Consider the following 15,688-nt stretch of genomic DNA (forward strand, 5'->3'; position numbering starts at 1 on the left):
TCGCCCTGCGCTCAGTAAACGGTGAGGCTCTGCAGCGCGGCCGAGATCTCGTCGGCGTTCGCGTCGACGTTCTCGTGGTGCACGATCTGCACGAGCAGGATGCGGCGGGGGCTCCGGAGCAGGATCTCGTGGGCGAAGGCATCCGAGATGGGCTTCGACGGGATCTTCGCCTTGACGAGGTAGCTGCGCCCCTGCGTGTTCGCCGTGGCCACGGGCGCGCGGCCGGAGATGATCTCCGCGCCCTGCTCCTCGAGATCCGCCTCGTAGCGCTTGAGCACGTCGGGCCACGGATCCTCTGGGCTGTCGATGCGCTCGTAGATCGAGAACAGGAACTGCCGCGGGGACTGGTACGTGATGAAGCGGCGCTCGGGGGTGTAGTCGGCGCCGCCGACGTTCCAGTCCATCGGGCGGCTCATGCGGACGTCGCCGTTCATGAGGCCCACGCCGATCCTGCGCGGCACCCGGTCCGTCGCCGGCGCGTCGAGCGGCGGGAAGTACACCTCGAAGCTCGAGTCCTTGCTCAGGGAGCCGGCCGCGCCGTGGAGGTAGAAGACGTCGTCCTGCTTGGGGGCGGTCGGGGAGCCGCCGCAGCCGGCGAGCAGCGCGATCGCGGCCACGGCGGCGCAGGCCACGCCCGCGCGCCCCGCTCCGGCGGCGAGCGGACGGCGGGCGCGGAAGGCGGGGACGTGCGCGAGCATCGGCATTCCGAGGTGCCTCATCGGGGGGAACTCTAGGCCAGCGAGGGCGCGCCAGCCAAATGTTCGCCGAGGAGTTTGCCCTCGGGGTGCCCGGCATTGAATGATTGCCCGGCCCGGGCAGCGCTGCGCCCGCCGATCGAGGCGGTACCCCGTGCCGCGAGAGAGACATGTCCAACGAAAGCAAACCGAGTCGCAAGGGCGAGCCCGCCGGAGCACCGGCGGCGAGCGCGCCGAGCCCCCCCTCCACCAGCACGAGCCAGGGCCACGAGCGTCCGGCGCCTGGCCGCCGCGCGCCCCGACGCCCCGCGCTCGCGGCAGCCTTCGCGCTTGCGCTGGGGGCCCCGGCGTGCAGCGGCATCGACGCCGGCGTGGAGTACCCGGACGATCTGCCCGCGATCGATCGGTACCTCTTGACTCCCGAGAACGGCCCCGAGGCGCCGCTCGCGCTGGGCGAGTTCAAGATCGGCCCCGAGACGTGCAGCGGCGTCGACACGCACCCGGTCACACAGAAGCTCTCGCCCGAGGATCTCAGCCGCTTCCTCGCGGCGCAGGGCGCCGGGAGCATCACCCCGAAGCTGGCGAGGTCGAACCTGTACTGGTTCGACTTCCCCGCGCGCGACAAGTCGTTCGTCCGGCTGCGCCTTGCGGTGCTCGAGGACTCCAAGCACGCGACGCAGGATCTCCACGACGCGGTGCTGCAGCACGGGCCGGGCTGGTGGGGCGTCCGTCGCTCGAACCTCGCCGTGCTCGCGCCGAAGGCGAATCTGAGGGAGGCGATGGCGTTCGCCATCAAGTACAAGCTCGTCTGCTGGGGGGTCTTCACGTACGCGGCCAACGACGACGCGTACGTCGTCCCCGGGCCTTACGCCGAGCTGTGAGGGGAGCTGGCGGCGCGCGGGGCGGAGGCGCACGCCGCCGGCGCGCCGCCGACAGACCTCTGCGAAGCTGGCCCACGCTCGGGGAGAACGCGTAGACTGCGCCCATGCGCCGTTACGTCTTGCTCGCCGCCGCCGTCGCTCCGATCCTCGCCGTGACCGCAGCCGTCTCCGTGCCCGGCTGCAGCGAGGAGTTCGAGAACATCTGCGCGTTCCTCAACGATCCCGACAGCTGCTACCACGCGTTCCAATCTGAAACCGCGGCTGGGTGCTGGACGCCGGGCGCAGGAAACGGACCAAGCGGCGCCTTTGCGAGCCGCGACAAGCTTGATGTCTGCTTCCTCGATGAAGGTGGCCAGATCGTCTTCGATCCCCCTCTCGATATCGCAGCATTCCCCCCGAAGACAATGGCCTTCAAGCGCCTCGATCGGACGGCAGCGGAGTGCGGCTCTGTCACGTTCTCAGGAGAGTTCAGCTACTCCGTGACCGTCCAAGTGCCCTGCACCGCGGACGAGATAGATGGTGGCGTGGCGGAGTGCACGGACGCCGGCACCGATAGCACTATCAAGATCGGCAAAACGATAACCCTCGCGACTCCGGAGGGCAGGAGCACCCTCGACGTGAGCTGCACGAACGGGTCATCGCACCACTTCAATCGTGTCGACATCCAGGAGTGCGCGACGGAAGGACAAGACCAGCTGCAGCCTCGGGCCGTGCTCGAGGCGAGCGCGGGCAACCAGCCCCCGCCTGATGCCGACCCCACGATGACAGGCGATTACGCGGGCTCCGTCAAGCTCAACATTCACTATCCGCAGAGCAGCTCGATAGTGGAGTTCGAGAAGGGAAAAACGCGGGTGGAGCAACCGCCTGTCGTGGTCGAGTACTTCAACTGCCGTATCCCGGCTCCGGCGCCGCTCTGCTTCGACGGCGAGAAGGACGGCTTGGAGACCGACATCGATTGCGGGGGCACGCTCTGCACGAAGCGGTGTGAGGAAAGCCAGTCCTGTGCTCTGGACAGCGACTGCGCGACCGAGACGTGCAGAACCGACAGCAGCGGCTTCCTCAAATGCCAGGCAGCTGCCAGCAGCAGCGCAAGCGCCGCCGCCGGAGGCGGAGGAGGCGCTGGCGGCTCGGGCGGCTCGGGCGGCTCGGGCGGCGCCGGCGGCCAGTAGCCTCGCTCTCCGCTCAGGCGACCAGCACCTTCACCACGAACGTCGTGCTCCCGAGGCGCAGCCGGTCGTTGTCGCGCAGCTGCCGGCGCTCGCCCTGTCCGAGGCGCTGCTCGTTGACGAAGGTGCCGTTGCGCGAGCCGTCATCCTCGATGAAGACCTGACCCGTCGTCGGATCCGCGTGGATCGACGCGTGCCGTGAGGAGGCGCTCGCATCCGCGAGCCCGATCTCCGTCGCGGCGTCCGCCCCGGCGCGCCCCACCTGCGTCCGGCCGCTGTATATCGGCCAGAAGCTGCCTCCAGGATCGTTCTGGAACGTCACGATGAAGCCGACGAGGACACGCGCAGGCTGCGCCGACACCTGCGGCACCGCGCCCGAGACCGCCCCCTGGACGATCGGCGGCGCGACGATCGCAGGCGCCCTGGCCTGAGCGGCCATCGGCACCCCGCCCTGCATCATCGGCGGCGGCGCGACTGCGCCTCCCTGCACCATCGGCGGCGGCGCGACCAAGCCCCCCTGCACCATCGGCGGAGGTGCGACCGCCCCCCCCTGCACCATCGGCGGCGCGACCAGCCCCGGCGCCCCCGTCGGCACGACCATCGGCGGGGGCGCAACCATCTGCGGAGGCGCGCCGAAGACCGGCGCCGGCGCCACGGGCGGCTGCCCCATCGCGCCACCCATTGACGCGCCAGGCACCATGCCTGGCCCCGGTGCCCCGAGCGCCGGCTGGACCGGCGGGACGCCCGGCGCGTTCATCGGAGGAGACGCCGGCTGCGACGTGAGCCCCGCAGAAGGTGCCGCTCGGGCCCAGGGTGAGACCGGGAAGGGAGCTTCCCCGCCCGTCGAGAAGGGGACGCTTCCGCCCGGCGATGCCGGCACCGAGAGCCCGCCTCCCCCGACCCCGTAGGCCTGAGGAGGAGGCGGATAGGCGCCCTGCGCGCCCCCCGCCGCGTAGCCTGGCGACGCCGCGCCGCCATAACCCGAGACGGCTGGCTGCCCTGGATAGCCCGGCGGGCCAGGCGGAGCATAGGCGCCAGCCCCCGCCTGCACCGGCGGAGGCGCGACCGGAACGGAGGCTCCAGGCGCTGCGCCCGCCACGCTCGTACCGCACATCGAGCAGGCAGCGTCGGTCTCCTTGAGCATCCACGCGCAGTTCGGACACGGCCTCATGCGATCTCGAGGCTACCGATTCGCTTGACATCCGTCGAGGCGAAAGCCGCCCGCAGGCGCGAGCACGCCGCGCAGCTCGGCGCGCGCTGCGCGGGCGACGCGATGCCGCTTCCACGCGCTGCAACGCGAGCGCAACAAGCTCGCCGAGAGGCGGAGGCGTCCGTCGCTGCCGCGCGGGCGTCTTCACGAAAAAAGCACGAAAAAAGGCGCCGCGCGTTCAAGCCGCGCGGCGCCTCGGAGACAGGTCGCTCAGCGATCGCTGGCGACGGCCGTCATCAGTTGCTGGCGATCGAGCTCTTCTCCGACTTCTCGATCTCCTTCTTCTCGCCGTCCTTCGACTCCTCGGTCGCGGGCGCGGGCTCGGGCAGCCGCTCGAGCGCGGCCTCCAGGACCTGCTCCATCCGGCTGACGAAGAAGAACTGCAGCTCGTCCACGACCTCCTTCGGGACCTCCTCGAGATCCGCTCGGTTGCGCTCGGGGACGATGATGCGCTTGATGCCGGCGCGGTGCGCCGCCAGCACCTTCTCCTTCAGGCCGCCGATCGGGAGCACGCGACCGCGCAGCGTGATCTCGCCCGTCATCGCGACGTCGTGGCGGACCTTGATCCCGGTGAGGAGCGAGACGAGCGCCGTGAACATCGTCACGCCCGCGCTCGGCCCGTCCTTGGGCATCGCGCCGGCGGGGATGTGGATGTGCAGATCGCTCTTCTCGAGGAAGTCCTTCGCGATGCTGAACCTCGCCGCGTTGCTGCGGACGAACGACAGCGCCGCCTGCGCCGACTCCTTCATCACGTCGCCGAGCTGGCCGGTCAGCTGGAGCTTGCCCGTGCCGTACATCCGCGTCGCCTCGATGAAGAGGATCTCGCCGCCGACGCTCGTCCACGCGAGGCCCGTCGCGACGCCGCTCTCGGCGGTGCGCTCCGCGACCTCGCTCGTGTACTTCGCCGGGCCGAGGAACTCATGCAGGTCGTCCTCGTTGTCGACGCGCCGCTTCTGCGTGTCGCCCTCGGCGACCTTCACCGCCACGCCGCGGATGACGCCCGCGATCTGCCGCTCGAGCGACCGGACGCCGGCCTCGCGCGTGTAGTGATCGATGATCTCCTCCAGCGCCTTGTCCGTGACCTCCAGCTGCTCGGTCGTGAGCCCGTGCTCTGACAGCTGCTTCGGGAGCAGGTGCTGCCGCGCGATCGCGAGCTTCTCCTTCCGCGTGTAGCCGGGGATCTCGAGGATCTCCATGCGGTCGCGGAGGGGCGGCGGGATCGGATCCGCCACGTTCGCGGTCGCGACGAACATCACGTGCGACAGGTCGTACGGGATCTCCAGGTAGTGATCCGCGAACGTGTTGTTCTGCTCCGGATCGAGCACCTCGAGCAGCGCCGCCGACGGATCGCCGCGGAAGTCGTGCCCGATCTTGTCGACCTCATCCATCATGAAGACCGGGTTGATCGTCCCCGACTTCTTCATGCCCTGGATGATCTGGCCAGGGAGCGCGCCGACGTAGGTGCGCCGGTGTCCGCGGATCGCCGCCTCGTCGTGCACGCCGCCGAGCGAGACCCGGTGGAACTTGCGGCCGAGGGCGCGCGCGATGCTCCGGCCGAGCGACGTCTTGCCGACGCCGGGAGGCCCGAGCAGGCAGAGGATCGGGCCCTTCTTGTCCTGCTTCAGCTTCCGGACCGCCAGGTACTCGAGGATGCGCTTCTTGACCTTCTCCAGGCCGTAGTGGTCCTCGTCGAGCACCTTGCGGACGCTGCCGATGTCGAGGTTGTCCTGCGTCGACTGCGTCCAGGGCACGTCGAGGATCCAGTCGAGGTACGTCCGCACCACGGTGTACTCGGCCGACCCGACCTGCATCGTGCGCAGCCGCTTCAGCTGCTTCTTCGCGACGGTCTCCGCCTCGGTCGGCAGGTTCGCCTTCGCGATGCGATCCTCGAGCCCGTCGAGATCGCCCTGATCGCCGTCGTCCTCGCCCAGCTCCTCCTTGATGGCCTTGAGCTGCTGGCGCAGCACGTACTCGCGCTGGTTTTTGCCCATCTCCTCCTTGATCTGGGAGTTGATGCGCTCGCGCATCTTCAGGATCTCGAGCTGCCGCGTGAGCAGCCGCAGCACCTTGCGGATGCGCTCCTTCACGTCGATCGTCTCGATGAGCTGCGCCTTCTCCTCGACCGGAGCGTCGAGGTTCGCCGCGACGAGATCGGCGAGCGCGCCGGGCGCCTGGATGGAGTCGATGAGCGAGCCCGCCTCGCGCGGGAGCTCCGGCATCAGCTGGATGACCTGCTTCGCGATGTCGCGCAGGCTCATCGCCAGCGCCTCCGCCTCGACGTCCTCCGTCGCCGGCTCATCCATGCGGCGGATCTTGGCGCGCAGGTACGGCGTGTGGGCCGTGACGCTATCGAGCCTGATCCGCGTGAGGCCCTGCAAGATCAACGAGTAGTTGCCCGAGCTGTGCTTCAGCGCCTTCAGCACGCGCGCGGCGCAGCCCATCGGGTACAGGTCCTCCGCCCCGGGATCGTCGGTCGACGGATCGCGCTGGGCGAAGATCGCGATGACCGGGCCGGGGAGGTTGTCGACATCCTCCACCAGCGCGACCGACTTCTCGCGGCCGACATCGAAGGGCGCGACGGCGCCCGGGAACAGCACCGCATTGCGGATCGGCAGAACCGGCAGCTCGTCGCCGAAGACGACCTCTTCCTCGGAGCGCGGCGGCATCGGCGGGTTCTTTTTCTCGGACATGGCGATCTCCTCTAGGCACCCGACCGGGGGAGGTAAACCCCTTCATCAACACGCAGCCGGGCCGCGCGGCCACCGCGCGCCCCGGTCATCTTGGCTTGCATCCAGACGGATGCGGATGGTGCAACGCGGAGCCCTGCTGGCAGCTCTTGGTGGAAGACAGCCCGCGAGGCTACGGGAACTCACCATAGACACGGCGCATGCCGCGTGCCACAGCCCTGGCCATTTTTTTGAATGAGGATACGCTGCCGGTGGTCAGCTCCGACTCCGACCTGCAGCGCTCGCTCGTCACGCTCGTCACCACGTGGCGCGCGCGGCGCGGCGCAGGATCCTCGGCGGCCGGGTCAACGCGGCGCGCGGAGGAGGCGCGCCTCGGCCTTGCCGCGCGCCGCGGCGAGGCCGAGGCTGCGCCCGGCACGGAGCGACACCCTGGCCCTCGCTGAACGATGATCGATCCCCTGCTCGGCCTCGGTGCGCTCGCGATCGCGATGCTCGGCCTGCCGGCGGCGCCGTCGCTCGATCCAGGGCCCAGCCCGGCGTGCCCGGCGGACATGCGGCTCGTCACCGGCACGCACCGCGACGAGGTGCAGCACGTCTGCGTGGAGCCGGTCAAGAGCGGCAAGGCGACCCACTGCTTCGCGTACTGGGAGGACATCACGGCCGAGGAGGGGCCGTCGACCGAGATCTCCGTGTGCATGGACCAGTTCGAGGCGCCGAACCAGCGGGGGGCGAAGCCGCTCGTCATGCAGTCGTTCGAGACGGCGACCGCGTGGTGCGCCGCGCGCGGCAAGCGGGTGTGCGCCGAGCAGGAGTGGGAGCTCGCGTGCGAGGGCCCCGAGCGGCGTCCCCTCGCCTACGGCTGGCGCGTGGACAAGGCGGTCTGCAACAGCGGCAAGGCCTGGCGGCCGGTCGACGAGCGGAAGCTCGGCGCCTCCGGCGAGGCGGCGCAGCGCGAGGTCGAGCGGCTCTGGCAGGGCGCGCCGAGCGGCTCCCATCCCGGGTGCGCCTCGACCTTCGGCGTCTTCGACATGATGGGCAACGTCGAGGAGTGGGTCGCCTCGCGCCGCGGCCGCCGGTGGCCAGGCGCGCTCATGGGCGGCTTCTGGGCCAAGCCGTGGACGGGCTGCCGCGGGACGAACGACGCGCACGATCCGAAGTTCGTGTTCTACGAGACCGGCTTCCGCTGCTGCGCCGATCCGCGCTCAGCGCCCCCTTCGCGCGGCGCGGCGGCGCCCGTGGCGGACGAAGAGCGCGGCGGGCGCCGAGCGCCCGGGCCCTGAGGCCGAGCCTCCACGGCGGCGCTCGCCGCGAGCGAAGAAGGCGGCACGACGGGCGCAGGTCCTGCTAGAAGCCAGGGCGTGCGCGCCCTGTTCTTCGGTACCCCCGCCATCGCCGTGCCGTCGCTCGAGGCGCTCGCGTCGATCGCGGACGTCGTCGGCGTCGTCTGTCAGCCAGATCGGCCGGCCGGCCGCGGGCTCGAGCTGAAGGCGCCGCCGGTGAAGGTGAAGGCGCTGGAGCTCGGCGTGCCCGTGGTGCAGCCCGAGAAGGTCCGCACGCCCGAGTTCGCCGCGTGGGTCGCGGGCGCCGGAGCGGACGTCGCGCTGGTGATCGCCTACGGGCGCATCCTGCCGAAGGCGGTGCTCGAGGCGCCGCGGCGCGGCTGCATGAACCTGCACGCGTCGATCCTGCCGCGCTACCGCGGCGCCGCGCCGATCACCTGGGCGATCGTCGGGGGCGAGGCCGAGACGGGCATCTCGCTGATGCAGATGGACGAGGGCATGGACACGGGGCCCGTCTACGGGGTGCGCCGGACGGCGATCGGCCCGGACACGACCGCCGACGAGCTCGCGATCGATCTCGGGGCGCTCGCCGCGCGCGTCGTGCGCGAGGACCTCCGCCGCGCGGTGGACGGCGAGCTCGCGCCGACGCCGCAGGACCACGAGGCGGCGACGCACGCGGCCCTCCTGAAGAAGGAAGACGGGCGCATCCGGTGGGAGCGGAGCGCCCGGCAGATCCACGACCACATCCGAGGGATGACCTCGTGGCCAGGCGCCTTCACGACGATCGACGGCAAGACGCTGAAGGTGCTGGCCGCGCATGTCGAGAGCGAGGCCGACCAGGCCGGCGCGCCGCCGGGGACCGTGGTGATGGCCGGCCGCAGCGTCGTGATCGTCGCCTGCGGCGCGGGCGCGATCCAGATCGTGCGAGCACAGGCCGAGGGGCGAAAGCCGCTCGCGGCGGCGGACCTCGTCGCCGGGCGGACGCTCCAGACGGGGATGATGCTCGGTCGTTGAGCGCCCCGGGCGCCGTTCACGGCGCCCCGTCGATGAGCGCGGCCCGCGTCACGGCGCCCGGTCGTTGAGCGCCGTCCGCGTCACGGCCCGGCCGGGTGCCAGATCGTCTTCAGCTCGACGAACCGCTCGATCCAGCGGGGGGACGTCGCCGCCCTGTCGTCGAACCACTCCGCCTCGCCGAGCGATCGGGCGCGCACCCGCTTGACGCTGGCCGCGGCCGCCTCCTCGAGGCGCTTCGTCAGCGCCGCGTCCACGCCGTGCAGATCGAGCGCGGCGACGTCCATGTGCGCGGCGAGGTGCGGCAGCACCTCCGCGAGCTGGCCGGTGAGGACGTTGACGACGCCGCCCGGGAGATCGCTCGTGGCGAGCGCCTCGCCGAAGACGAGCGCCGTGCGCGGATCCGCCTCGCTCGCGAGCACGACGCAGGTGTTGCCGGCGGTGATCACCGGCAGGAGAGCGCCCGCGAGGCCGAGCAGCGCCGGCCGCGGCGGCGCCGCGATGACGACGACCCCCATCGGCTCGGGCACCGTGAAGGTGAAGTGCGGGCCGGACACGGGGTTCAGGCTCGCGAAGAGGCTCTGGTACTTGTCGGCCCAGCCCGCATAAGCGACCGCGCGATCGATCACCGCCAGGACCTCGCGCTCGGCGGCGCCTGCGCCCTGCCCGCCGCGCTCGAGCGAGGCCGCGAGCTCCGCGCGCCGCGCCTCGAGCATCTCGGCGAGGCGGTAGAGGATCTGCCCGCGGTTGTACGCGGCGCGCGCGGACCAGCCGCCGAGCGCGCCGGCCGCCGCGAGCACGGCGTCGCGCCCGTCCTTGCGCGAGGCGCGCGGGATGTTTTCGACCGCCCCCGCGCCTCCGTGATCGCGCACCTGCGTGTACCTCCCGGACTCCGAGCGCACGAACGCGCCGCCAACGAACATCTTGTACGCCTTGCGCACGCCGACCCGCGCGCGCGCCTCGCCCGGAGGAGCGTCGAGCGCAGCCGCGCCGGCGCAATCCCCGATCGACGTGCACCCCTCGTCGCCGCCGCTGTCCTGGTCGCCGAGCGCCATCAGTCCACCTCGAGGTAGGCGAGCAGCCCCTGGCGCCCGCCCTCGCGGCCGAAGCCGCTCTCCTTGTAGCCGCCGAACGGCGCGCTGGGATCGAACTTGTTGAAGGTGTTCGCCCAGACGACGCCGGCGCGGAGTCGCTGCGCGACCCAGAAGCTCTTCGAGCCCTTGCCGGTCCAGACGCCCGCCGACAGCCCGTACATCGTGTTGTTCGCCTTCTCGATCGCCTCCTCGGGCGTGCGGAAGGTCAAGATCGAGAGCACCGGGCCGAAGATCTCCTCGCGCGCGATCCGGTGCGACTGCGCGACGCCCGTGAAGAGCGTCGGCGCGAACCAGTAGCCCCGCTGCGGGAGCGCGCAGCTCACCGAGAAGCGCGCGGCCCCCTCGCGCTCCCCCGCCGCCACGAGCTCCTCGATCTTCGCGAGCTGCGCCCGCGAGTTGATGGCGCCCACGTCCGTGTTCTTGTCGAGCGGATCGCCGACGCGCAGGGTCCCCATGCGCTCGCGCAGCTTGAAGAGGAGCGCGTCGTGGACGCTCTCCTCGACCAGGAGGCGCGACCCCGCGCAGCAGACGTGGCCCTGGTTGAAGAAGATGCCGCCGATGATCCCCTCGACGGCCTGATCGAGCGGCGCGTCCTCGAACACGATGTTCGCGGCCTTGCCGCCGAGCTCGAGGGTGAGCCGCTTCCCGGTGCCGGCGAGCGCGCGCTGGATGCGCTTGCCGACCTCGGTCGACCCGGTGAACGCGACCTTGTCGACCCCAGGGTGGCCGACGACCGCGGCGCCGGTCGCGCCGGCGCCCGTGACCACGTTGACGACGCCGGGCGGGAGCTCGGCCTCCTCGATGATCTTCGCGAGGAGCAGCGCGGTGAGCGGCGTCGTCTCGGCGGGCTTGAGGACGCACGTGTTGCCCGCCGCGAGCGCCGGGGCGAGCTTCCACGCCGCCATGAGCAGCGGGAAGTTCCACGGGATCACCTGGCCCGCGACGCCGAGCGGCCGGGGGTCGCGCCCCGGGAAGGCGTGCTCGAGCTTGTCCGCCCAGCCCGCGTGGTAGAAGAAGTGCGCGGCCGCGAGCGGGAGATCGACGTCGCGGGACTCCTTGATGGGCTTGCCCCCGTCGAGCGACTCGGCGACGGCGAGCTCGCGCGCCTTCTCCTGGAGGACCCGGGCGACGCGGTAGAGGTACTTGCCGCGATCGAGCGGGCGCATGCGCGACCAGTGCTTCTCGTACGCGGCCCGCGCCGCCTGCACGGCGAGATCGACGTCCTGCTCCGAGGCCTCGGCGAACTCGCAGAGCTTCTCCTCGGTCGACGGGCTGATGCTGTCGAGGTAGCGGCCCGAGGCCGGAGCGCGCCACGCGCCGCCGATGAAGAGCTCGTACCGCGGCGCGATCTTCACGTGGTCGCGCCCCTCGGGCGCCGGCGCGTAGCGCCAGGCGTCGCCGAACACGACGGTCGCGTCGCGCGCCGCGGTCGCGTCCCGGGGCGAGCCCCCGTCGCCGCCAGCCGCGGCGGTGCTGTTGTCGCTCATGCGGCGCACTTTACGCCCGCGGCCGCGCGTTGAACACCGACGCGGGCCCGCCCTCGCGGCGCGGTCAGTCCTTGCTGAAATGGTCCCCGCTCTGGTAGGCGCCCGTCCGCTCCTTCTCGAGCTGCATGAGCACGTCGTTGAGGAGCGTCGACGCGCCGAAGCGGAACAGGTCGCTCGTGAGCCAGGCGTCGCCGAGGGTCTCCTTGACCAGCACGAGGTAGTGGAGCGCCTGCTTCGCGGTGCGGATCCCGCCGGCCGGCTTCATCCCGACGCGCCGCCCGGTCGCCTGCGCGTGATCGCGGATCGCCTCCAGCATCACCAGCGTCACCGGAGGCGTCGCCGCCGGCGTGATCTTCCCGGTCGAGGTCTTGATGAAGTCGGCGCCCGCGAGCATCGCGATGCGGCTCGCCTTGCGGACGCGATCGTAGGTCCCGAGCTCGCCCGTCTCCAGGATCACCTTGAGGTGCGCGTGCCCGCACGCCTCCTTGGTCGCGGCGATCTCGTCGTACACCGCGCCGTACTCGCCGGAGAGCATCGCGCCGCGGTCGATCACCATGTCGATCTCGTCGGCGCCGAGCTCGACCGCCTGGCGGACGTCGGCGAGCTTGACGGCGAGCGTGGAGAGGCCGCTCGGGAAGGCGGTCGCCACACTGGCCACCTTGACCGCCGAGCCCGAGACCGCTCGCTTCGCCACGGAGACGAGCTTGGGATAGACGCACACCGCCGCACACGAAGGGATGTCCGCGCGCTCGTGGGGTCGAAGCGCCTTCTGACAGAGCTGCTCAACTTTTCCCGGGGAGTCTTTCCCCTCGAGGGTGGTGAGGTCCATCATCGAGATGGCGAGCTTGAGGCCGGCGACCTTGGCGGGGCCTTTGATGCTCCTTTTGCCGAGCCCGGCGGCTCGCTCTTCGACCATGACCTTATCCACGGTGGGCGAAGAGAAATCGGGGTAGGTGACCTCCCTGCCCTGGCGCACCACGCCGGGCGCGGCGCCGCTGTCGTTTCCGAAGATCGCCATCGGCCTCGTCTCCTGGCGCGGGAACGTACCAGAAGCGTCGGATCGATCCTACCGAGTGCGTGCTAACGTGGCGCTCTGATGAAGAGACGCTTCCCGATTGCCGTCGTTTTTGTCGTACTTGCTGTCGTCTTTGCCTTTGCCTCGCTGCTCGGGTGTGGCGCGGCCGAGCGACCCGATGGTGGACAAGGGCTGATCCCGGTCGGCGCGACGGCGCCCGACGTGTTCGCCGCGGATCAGCACGGCGCGATCCAGCGGCTGTCCGATCAGCGGGGTCGGGCCGTGGTCGTGTACTTCTATCCGAAGGACGGGACGCCTGGCTGCACCGAGGAGGCGTGCGCGTTCCGCGACGCGTGGGATCGGTTCAAGCAGGCCAACGTGCAGGTCTTCGGCGTGTCTTCCGACACCCGCGAGTCGCACGAGAAGTTCGCGACCGAGAACAAGCTGCCGTTCCCGATCCTTGTCGACACCGATCACGCGTGGGCCACGGCGTTCGGCGTGCCGATGCGGCTCGGTGCGACGGCGCGCGTGACGTTCCTCGTCGATCCGGACGGCAAGATCGCGAAGGTCTATCCGGACGTGGATCCCGGGGTGCACGCGGACGAGGTGCTGAAGGACGCCGCGCAGCTCACGGGCGCCGCGCTCCCGGTCGCGCCAGCGGCGTCGGGCAGCGCAGCGCCGGCCGGAGCGGACACCGCGGCGCCGGCCGCCACCGGGGCGGCGCCCGCGGCGGCGCCTGCGGGAGCGGCGGAGCCGGCCACGGCCGCTCCGGTGGCGACGGGGACGATGCTGCCCCCGGCGGCCCCCGCGGCGCCCCCGGCGAAAGGTCCGCCGGCGAGGCGGTGACGCCCGCGCGCGCACGCGGCGCAGGAGCGCCGGCGGGTCGCGCGCTGACCGCGCGGGCCGCGCGGAGGGCTGACGGGAGATCTGCAGACGGGAGCGCGCGTGGTGCGTAGGTCGTCGGAATTTTTGAACACCAACGGGTTGGATCTCTGCGTCCATCGCTTCCGCGACGACCACGCGCAGCCGACGGGCCTCACGCTGCTGCTGCTCCACGGCTTCCTCGACGCCGGGAGCACGTGGGACCTCGTGGCCGAGCCGCTCGCGCGGGCGGGGCACGACGTCGTCGCGCCGGACCTGCGCGGGTTCGGCAGGAGCGCCCGCGTCGGCGCAGGCAGCTACTACTACTTCCCCGACTACATCGCCGACGTCGCGGCGCTCGTGGACGCGCTCGCGCCGGCGCGCCTCGGCGTGGTGGGCCACTCGATGGGCGGCGCGGTCGCCGTGTACTACGCGGGCGCGTGCCCCGGCCGCGTCGAGCGCCTGGCGCTGCTCGAAGGCGTGGGGCCGCCGGCGAGCGGCCCCGAGGTCGCCGTCGTGCGCGTCGAGGCGTGGCTGCGCCAGATGGCGGAGCTCGATCGCGCGCCGCGGAAGCTCTCGTCGATGCAGGACGCGATCGCGCGGCTCGTGGCGAACCACCCGCGCGTGCCGCGCGACGTGCTGGCGACGCGCGCGCCGCTGCTCACGCGGGAAGAGCCGGACGGCGGGCTCGCGTGGGCGTACGATCCGATGCACCGGACGACCTCGCCGCTGCTGTTCCAGGTGGAGGCGTTCATGACGTTCCTGGAGCGCATCGCGTGCCCGACGCTGCTCGTGAGCGGCGGGCCGACGGGGTGGCACCCGGAGGACGAAGCGGAGCGGGTGGCGAGGCTCAAGCGCGCGGAGCACGTCGAGCTGCCGGAGGCCGGGCACATGATGCACTGGTCGGCGGCGGCGGAGCTGGCGGAGCGGCTGGGCGAGTTCTTCGCGGCGGGAGGCGGCGCCGGGGATGCGGCGGGGCAGGGAATCAGGGAGGCAGCCGAGGCAGCCGAAGCCGCGGCAGCAGCGAGCGAAACCGGGTCCCTCTGAGGGCGGAAATAAAAGAGCTTGACTCGGCAGGGCGAGTGGGTAATCTGCGCGCCTCCTCGACGAGAGGCATGCCACCTTAGCTCAGTGGTAGAGCAACGGTTTCGTAAACCGTAGGTCTCGGGTTCAAGTCCCGAAGGTGGCTCAACGTGAATGCCAGCGTGTTCGCTCGCCTGTAGGTGAGCAGGAGACCGCTGGCGCTCGATGGTGCTGGTGAATCTCGCTCTTGCCGGTTGAGCGATGGCGCGCCGTTGTGCGCATAGCTTTCCCTGCGAGCGTCATCGTCTGGCGTCACGCTGCCCCAGCGCTGGATCGAGCTCTCTCGCTGGGTCCCGGTGCTGGAGTTGCGCCCGTTCATGGGTGATACTGGCAGCCTCCTACAGGCGGCGTTACCCGTTCAGGCTGAACCCCTTATGGCCGCGTAGCCGTTGTCGGCTGATGCAGCCGAGCTCGCCGCGCGCTTGCCGATAGCTGCGCCCCGCGGCAAGGATGAGCGTGGGAGGACCACGCATGACCACGATCTCCTTCGACTTGCCCGATGACGCCATGCTCGCCCTGCACGTGGCGCCTTCCGAGGTCACGCGCGAGCTGCGCATGGCGGCGGCGGTCAAGCTCTACGAGCTGGGCCGTCTCTCCTCTGGTGCAGCGGCCCGCCTGGCAGGCGTGCCTCGCGTCGCGTTCCTCGCGAAGCTGGCCGATTACGGCGTCGACACCTTTCGCATGACCGACGAGGACCTGCGCGCGGATGTCGATAATGCGTGACGTCCTCTGCAATACATCACCGCTCCTATACCTTCACCAACTCGGCCGGCTCGATCTGCTTCCGGACCTGTACCAGCGGATCACCATCCCCAAGGCCGTGGCCCATGAGCTCCGTGAGGGCATGCGGCTTGGCCACGCCGTGCCACGGGTCGAGGACCTCCCGTGGCTCGCCGTCGAGGAGGTAGAGCACGCCTCTCTCCTGCGACTCGTCGCCGATCTGGACGCCGGAGAGCGCGAGGTGCTGGCCCTCGCTGCCGGACGCCCGGCGAGCCTTCTGCTCCTGGACGATGGCCAGGCCCGCCGCTATGCGACGATGCTCGGGCTGACGTTCACCGGCACGCTCGGCGTGCTCCTACGGGCAAAACAGCGGGGCTTCCTCGACCGCGTGAGCCCCTGTCTCGATCGGCTCCAGGCGCTCGGTTTTCGGATCGCTCCGGCGCTGCGCGCGAGCGTGCTGGAGCTCGCCGGCGAGCCCGCACGCTGATCCCGGACGGC

General features: G+C 71.2%; 14 protein-coding genes and 1 tRNA gene. 9 read left to right on the forward strand and 6 right to left on the reverse strand.

Going from position 1 to position 15,688, the window contains the following annotated elements:
* Nucleotides 1-11: 11 nt before the first annotated feature.
* Nucleotides 12-719: a hypothetical protein gene (locus WME73_RS27830; protein ID WP_437911499.1), complete on the reverse strand. Its 708-nt coding sequence runs from the start codon at nucleotides 717-719 to the stop codon at nucleotides 12-14.
* A 146-nt stretch (nucleotides 720-865) separates the two neighbouring features.
* On the opposite strand from WME73_RS27830, the gene WME73_RS27835 reads away from it, so the two are divergent.
* Nucleotides 866-1,576 (forward strand): hypothetical protein, encoded by a 711-nt coding sequence (locus WME73_RS27835; protein ID WP_437739419.1) that lies wholly within the window; start codon nucleotides 866-868, stop codon nucleotides 1,574-1,576.
* A 104-nt stretch (nucleotides 1,577-1,680) separates the two neighbouring features.
* Entirely contained in the window at nucleotides 1,681-2,745 is a 1,065-nt protein-coding gene (locus WME73_RS27840) for a hypothetical protein (protein ID WP_437911500.1), read from the forward strand.
* 13 nt (nucleotides 2,746-2,758) lie between these two features.
* On the opposite strand, the gene WME73_RS27845 is transcribed toward WME73_RS27840, so the two are convergent.
* Both WME73_RS27845 and lon read right to left on the reverse strand, forming a co-directional pair.
* Nucleotides 2,759-3,913: an FHA domain-containing protein gene (locus WME73_RS27845; protein ID WP_437739421.1), complete on the reverse strand. Its 1,155-nt coding sequence runs from the start codon at nucleotides 3,911-3,913 to the stop codon at nucleotides 2,759-2,761.
* Between the two features lie 275 nt (nucleotides 3,914-4,188).
* A complete protein-coding gene (gene lon, locus WME73_RS27850; RefSeq protein ID WP_437739422.1) occupies nucleotides 4,189-6,642 on the reverse strand; it encodes an endopeptidase La in 2,454 nt (817 codons plus the stop codon).
* Nucleotides 6,643-7,085: 443 nt separating this feature from the next.
* Here lon and WME73_RS27855 point away from each other — a divergent pair, with 443 nt between their 5' ends.
* Both WME73_RS27855 and fmt read left to right on the forward strand, forming a co-directional pair.
* On the forward strand, nucleotides 7,086-7,919 hold the full coding sequence (locus tag WME73_RS27855) for a formylglycine-generating enzyme family protein (protein ID WP_437739423.1): 834 nt from the start codon (nucleotides 7,086-7,088) through the stop codon (nucleotides 7,917-7,919).
* Nucleotides 7,920-7,997: 78 nt separating this feature from the next.
* On the forward strand, nucleotides 7,998-8,933 hold the full coding sequence (gene fmt, locus WME73_RS27860) for a methionyl-tRNA formyltransferase (protein WP_437911501.1): 936 nt from the start codon (nucleotides 7,998-8,000) through the stop codon (nucleotides 8,931-8,933).
* A gap of 80 nt (nucleotides 8,934-9,013) precedes the next feature.
* On the opposite strand, the gene WME73_RS27865 is transcribed toward fmt, so the two are convergent.
* The 3 genes from WME73_RS27865 to deoC form a co-directional block, all read right to left on the reverse strand.
* Nucleotides 9,014-9,853: an aldehyde dehydrogenase family protein gene (locus WME73_RS27865; protein WP_437748036.1), complete on the reverse strand. Its 840-nt coding sequence runs from the start codon at nucleotides 9,851-9,853 to the stop codon at nucleotides 9,014-9,016.
* A 131-nt stretch (nucleotides 9,854-9,984) separates the two neighbouring features.
* Complete coding sequence (locus WME73_RS27870; protein ID WP_437911502.1) at nucleotides 9,985-11,511, reverse strand: aldehyde dehydrogenase family protein; 1,527 nt, start codon at nucleotides 11,509-11,511, stop codon at nucleotides 9,985-9,987.
* Between the two features lie 64 nt (nucleotides 11,512-11,575).
* Complete coding sequence (deoC, locus tag WME73_RS27875; protein ID WP_437739426.1) at nucleotides 11,576-12,529, reverse strand: deoxyribose-phosphate aldolase; 954 nt, start codon at nucleotides 12,527-12,529, stop codon at nucleotides 11,576-11,578.
* A 78-nt stretch (nucleotides 12,530-12,607) separates the two neighbouring features.
* Here deoC and WME73_RS27880 point away from each other — a divergent pair, with 78 nt between their 5' ends.
* The 5 genes from WME73_RS27880 to WME73_RS27900 all read left to right on the forward strand — a co-directional run bounded on the left by WME73_RS27880 (nucleotide 12,608) and on the right by WME73_RS27900 (nucleotide 15,677).
* Entirely contained in the window at nucleotides 12,608-13,372 is a 765-nt protein-coding gene (locus WME73_RS27880) for a peroxiredoxin (protein ID WP_437739427.1), read from the forward strand.
* A gap of 123 nt (nucleotides 13,373-13,495) precedes the next feature.
* A complete protein-coding gene (locus tag WME73_RS27885) occupies nucleotides 13,496-14,434 on the forward strand; it encodes an alpha/beta fold hydrolase (RefSeq protein WP_437911503.1) in 939 nt (312 codons plus the stop codon).
* 70 nt (nucleotides 14,435-14,504) lie between these two features.
* Nucleotides 14,505-14,576, forward strand: a tRNA-Thr gene (locus tag WME73_RS27890).
* 365 nt (nucleotides 14,577-14,941) lie between these two features.
* On the forward strand, nucleotides 14,942-15,193 hold the full coding sequence (locus WME73_RS27895; RefSeq protein ID WP_437911504.1) for a UPF0175 family protein: 252 nt from the start codon (nucleotides 14,942-14,944) through the stop codon (nucleotides 15,191-15,193).
* Nucleotides 15,186-15,677, forward strand: a complete 492-nt coding sequence (locus WME73_RS27900) for a DUF3368 domain-containing protein (protein ID WP_437911505.1) — start codon at nucleotides 15,186-15,188, stop codon at nucleotides 15,675-15,677. The genes WME73_RS27895 and WME73_RS27900 overlap by 8 nt, the downstream gene beginning before the upstream one ends.
* The last annotated feature ends 11 nt before the right edge of the window (nucleotides 15,678-15,688 follow it).

Source organism: Sorangium sp. So ce302, assembly GCF_051530145.1.
GTDB classification, from domain to species: Bacteria; Myxococcota_A; Polyangia; order Polyangiales; family Polyangiaceae; genus Sorangium; species Sorangium cellulosum_B.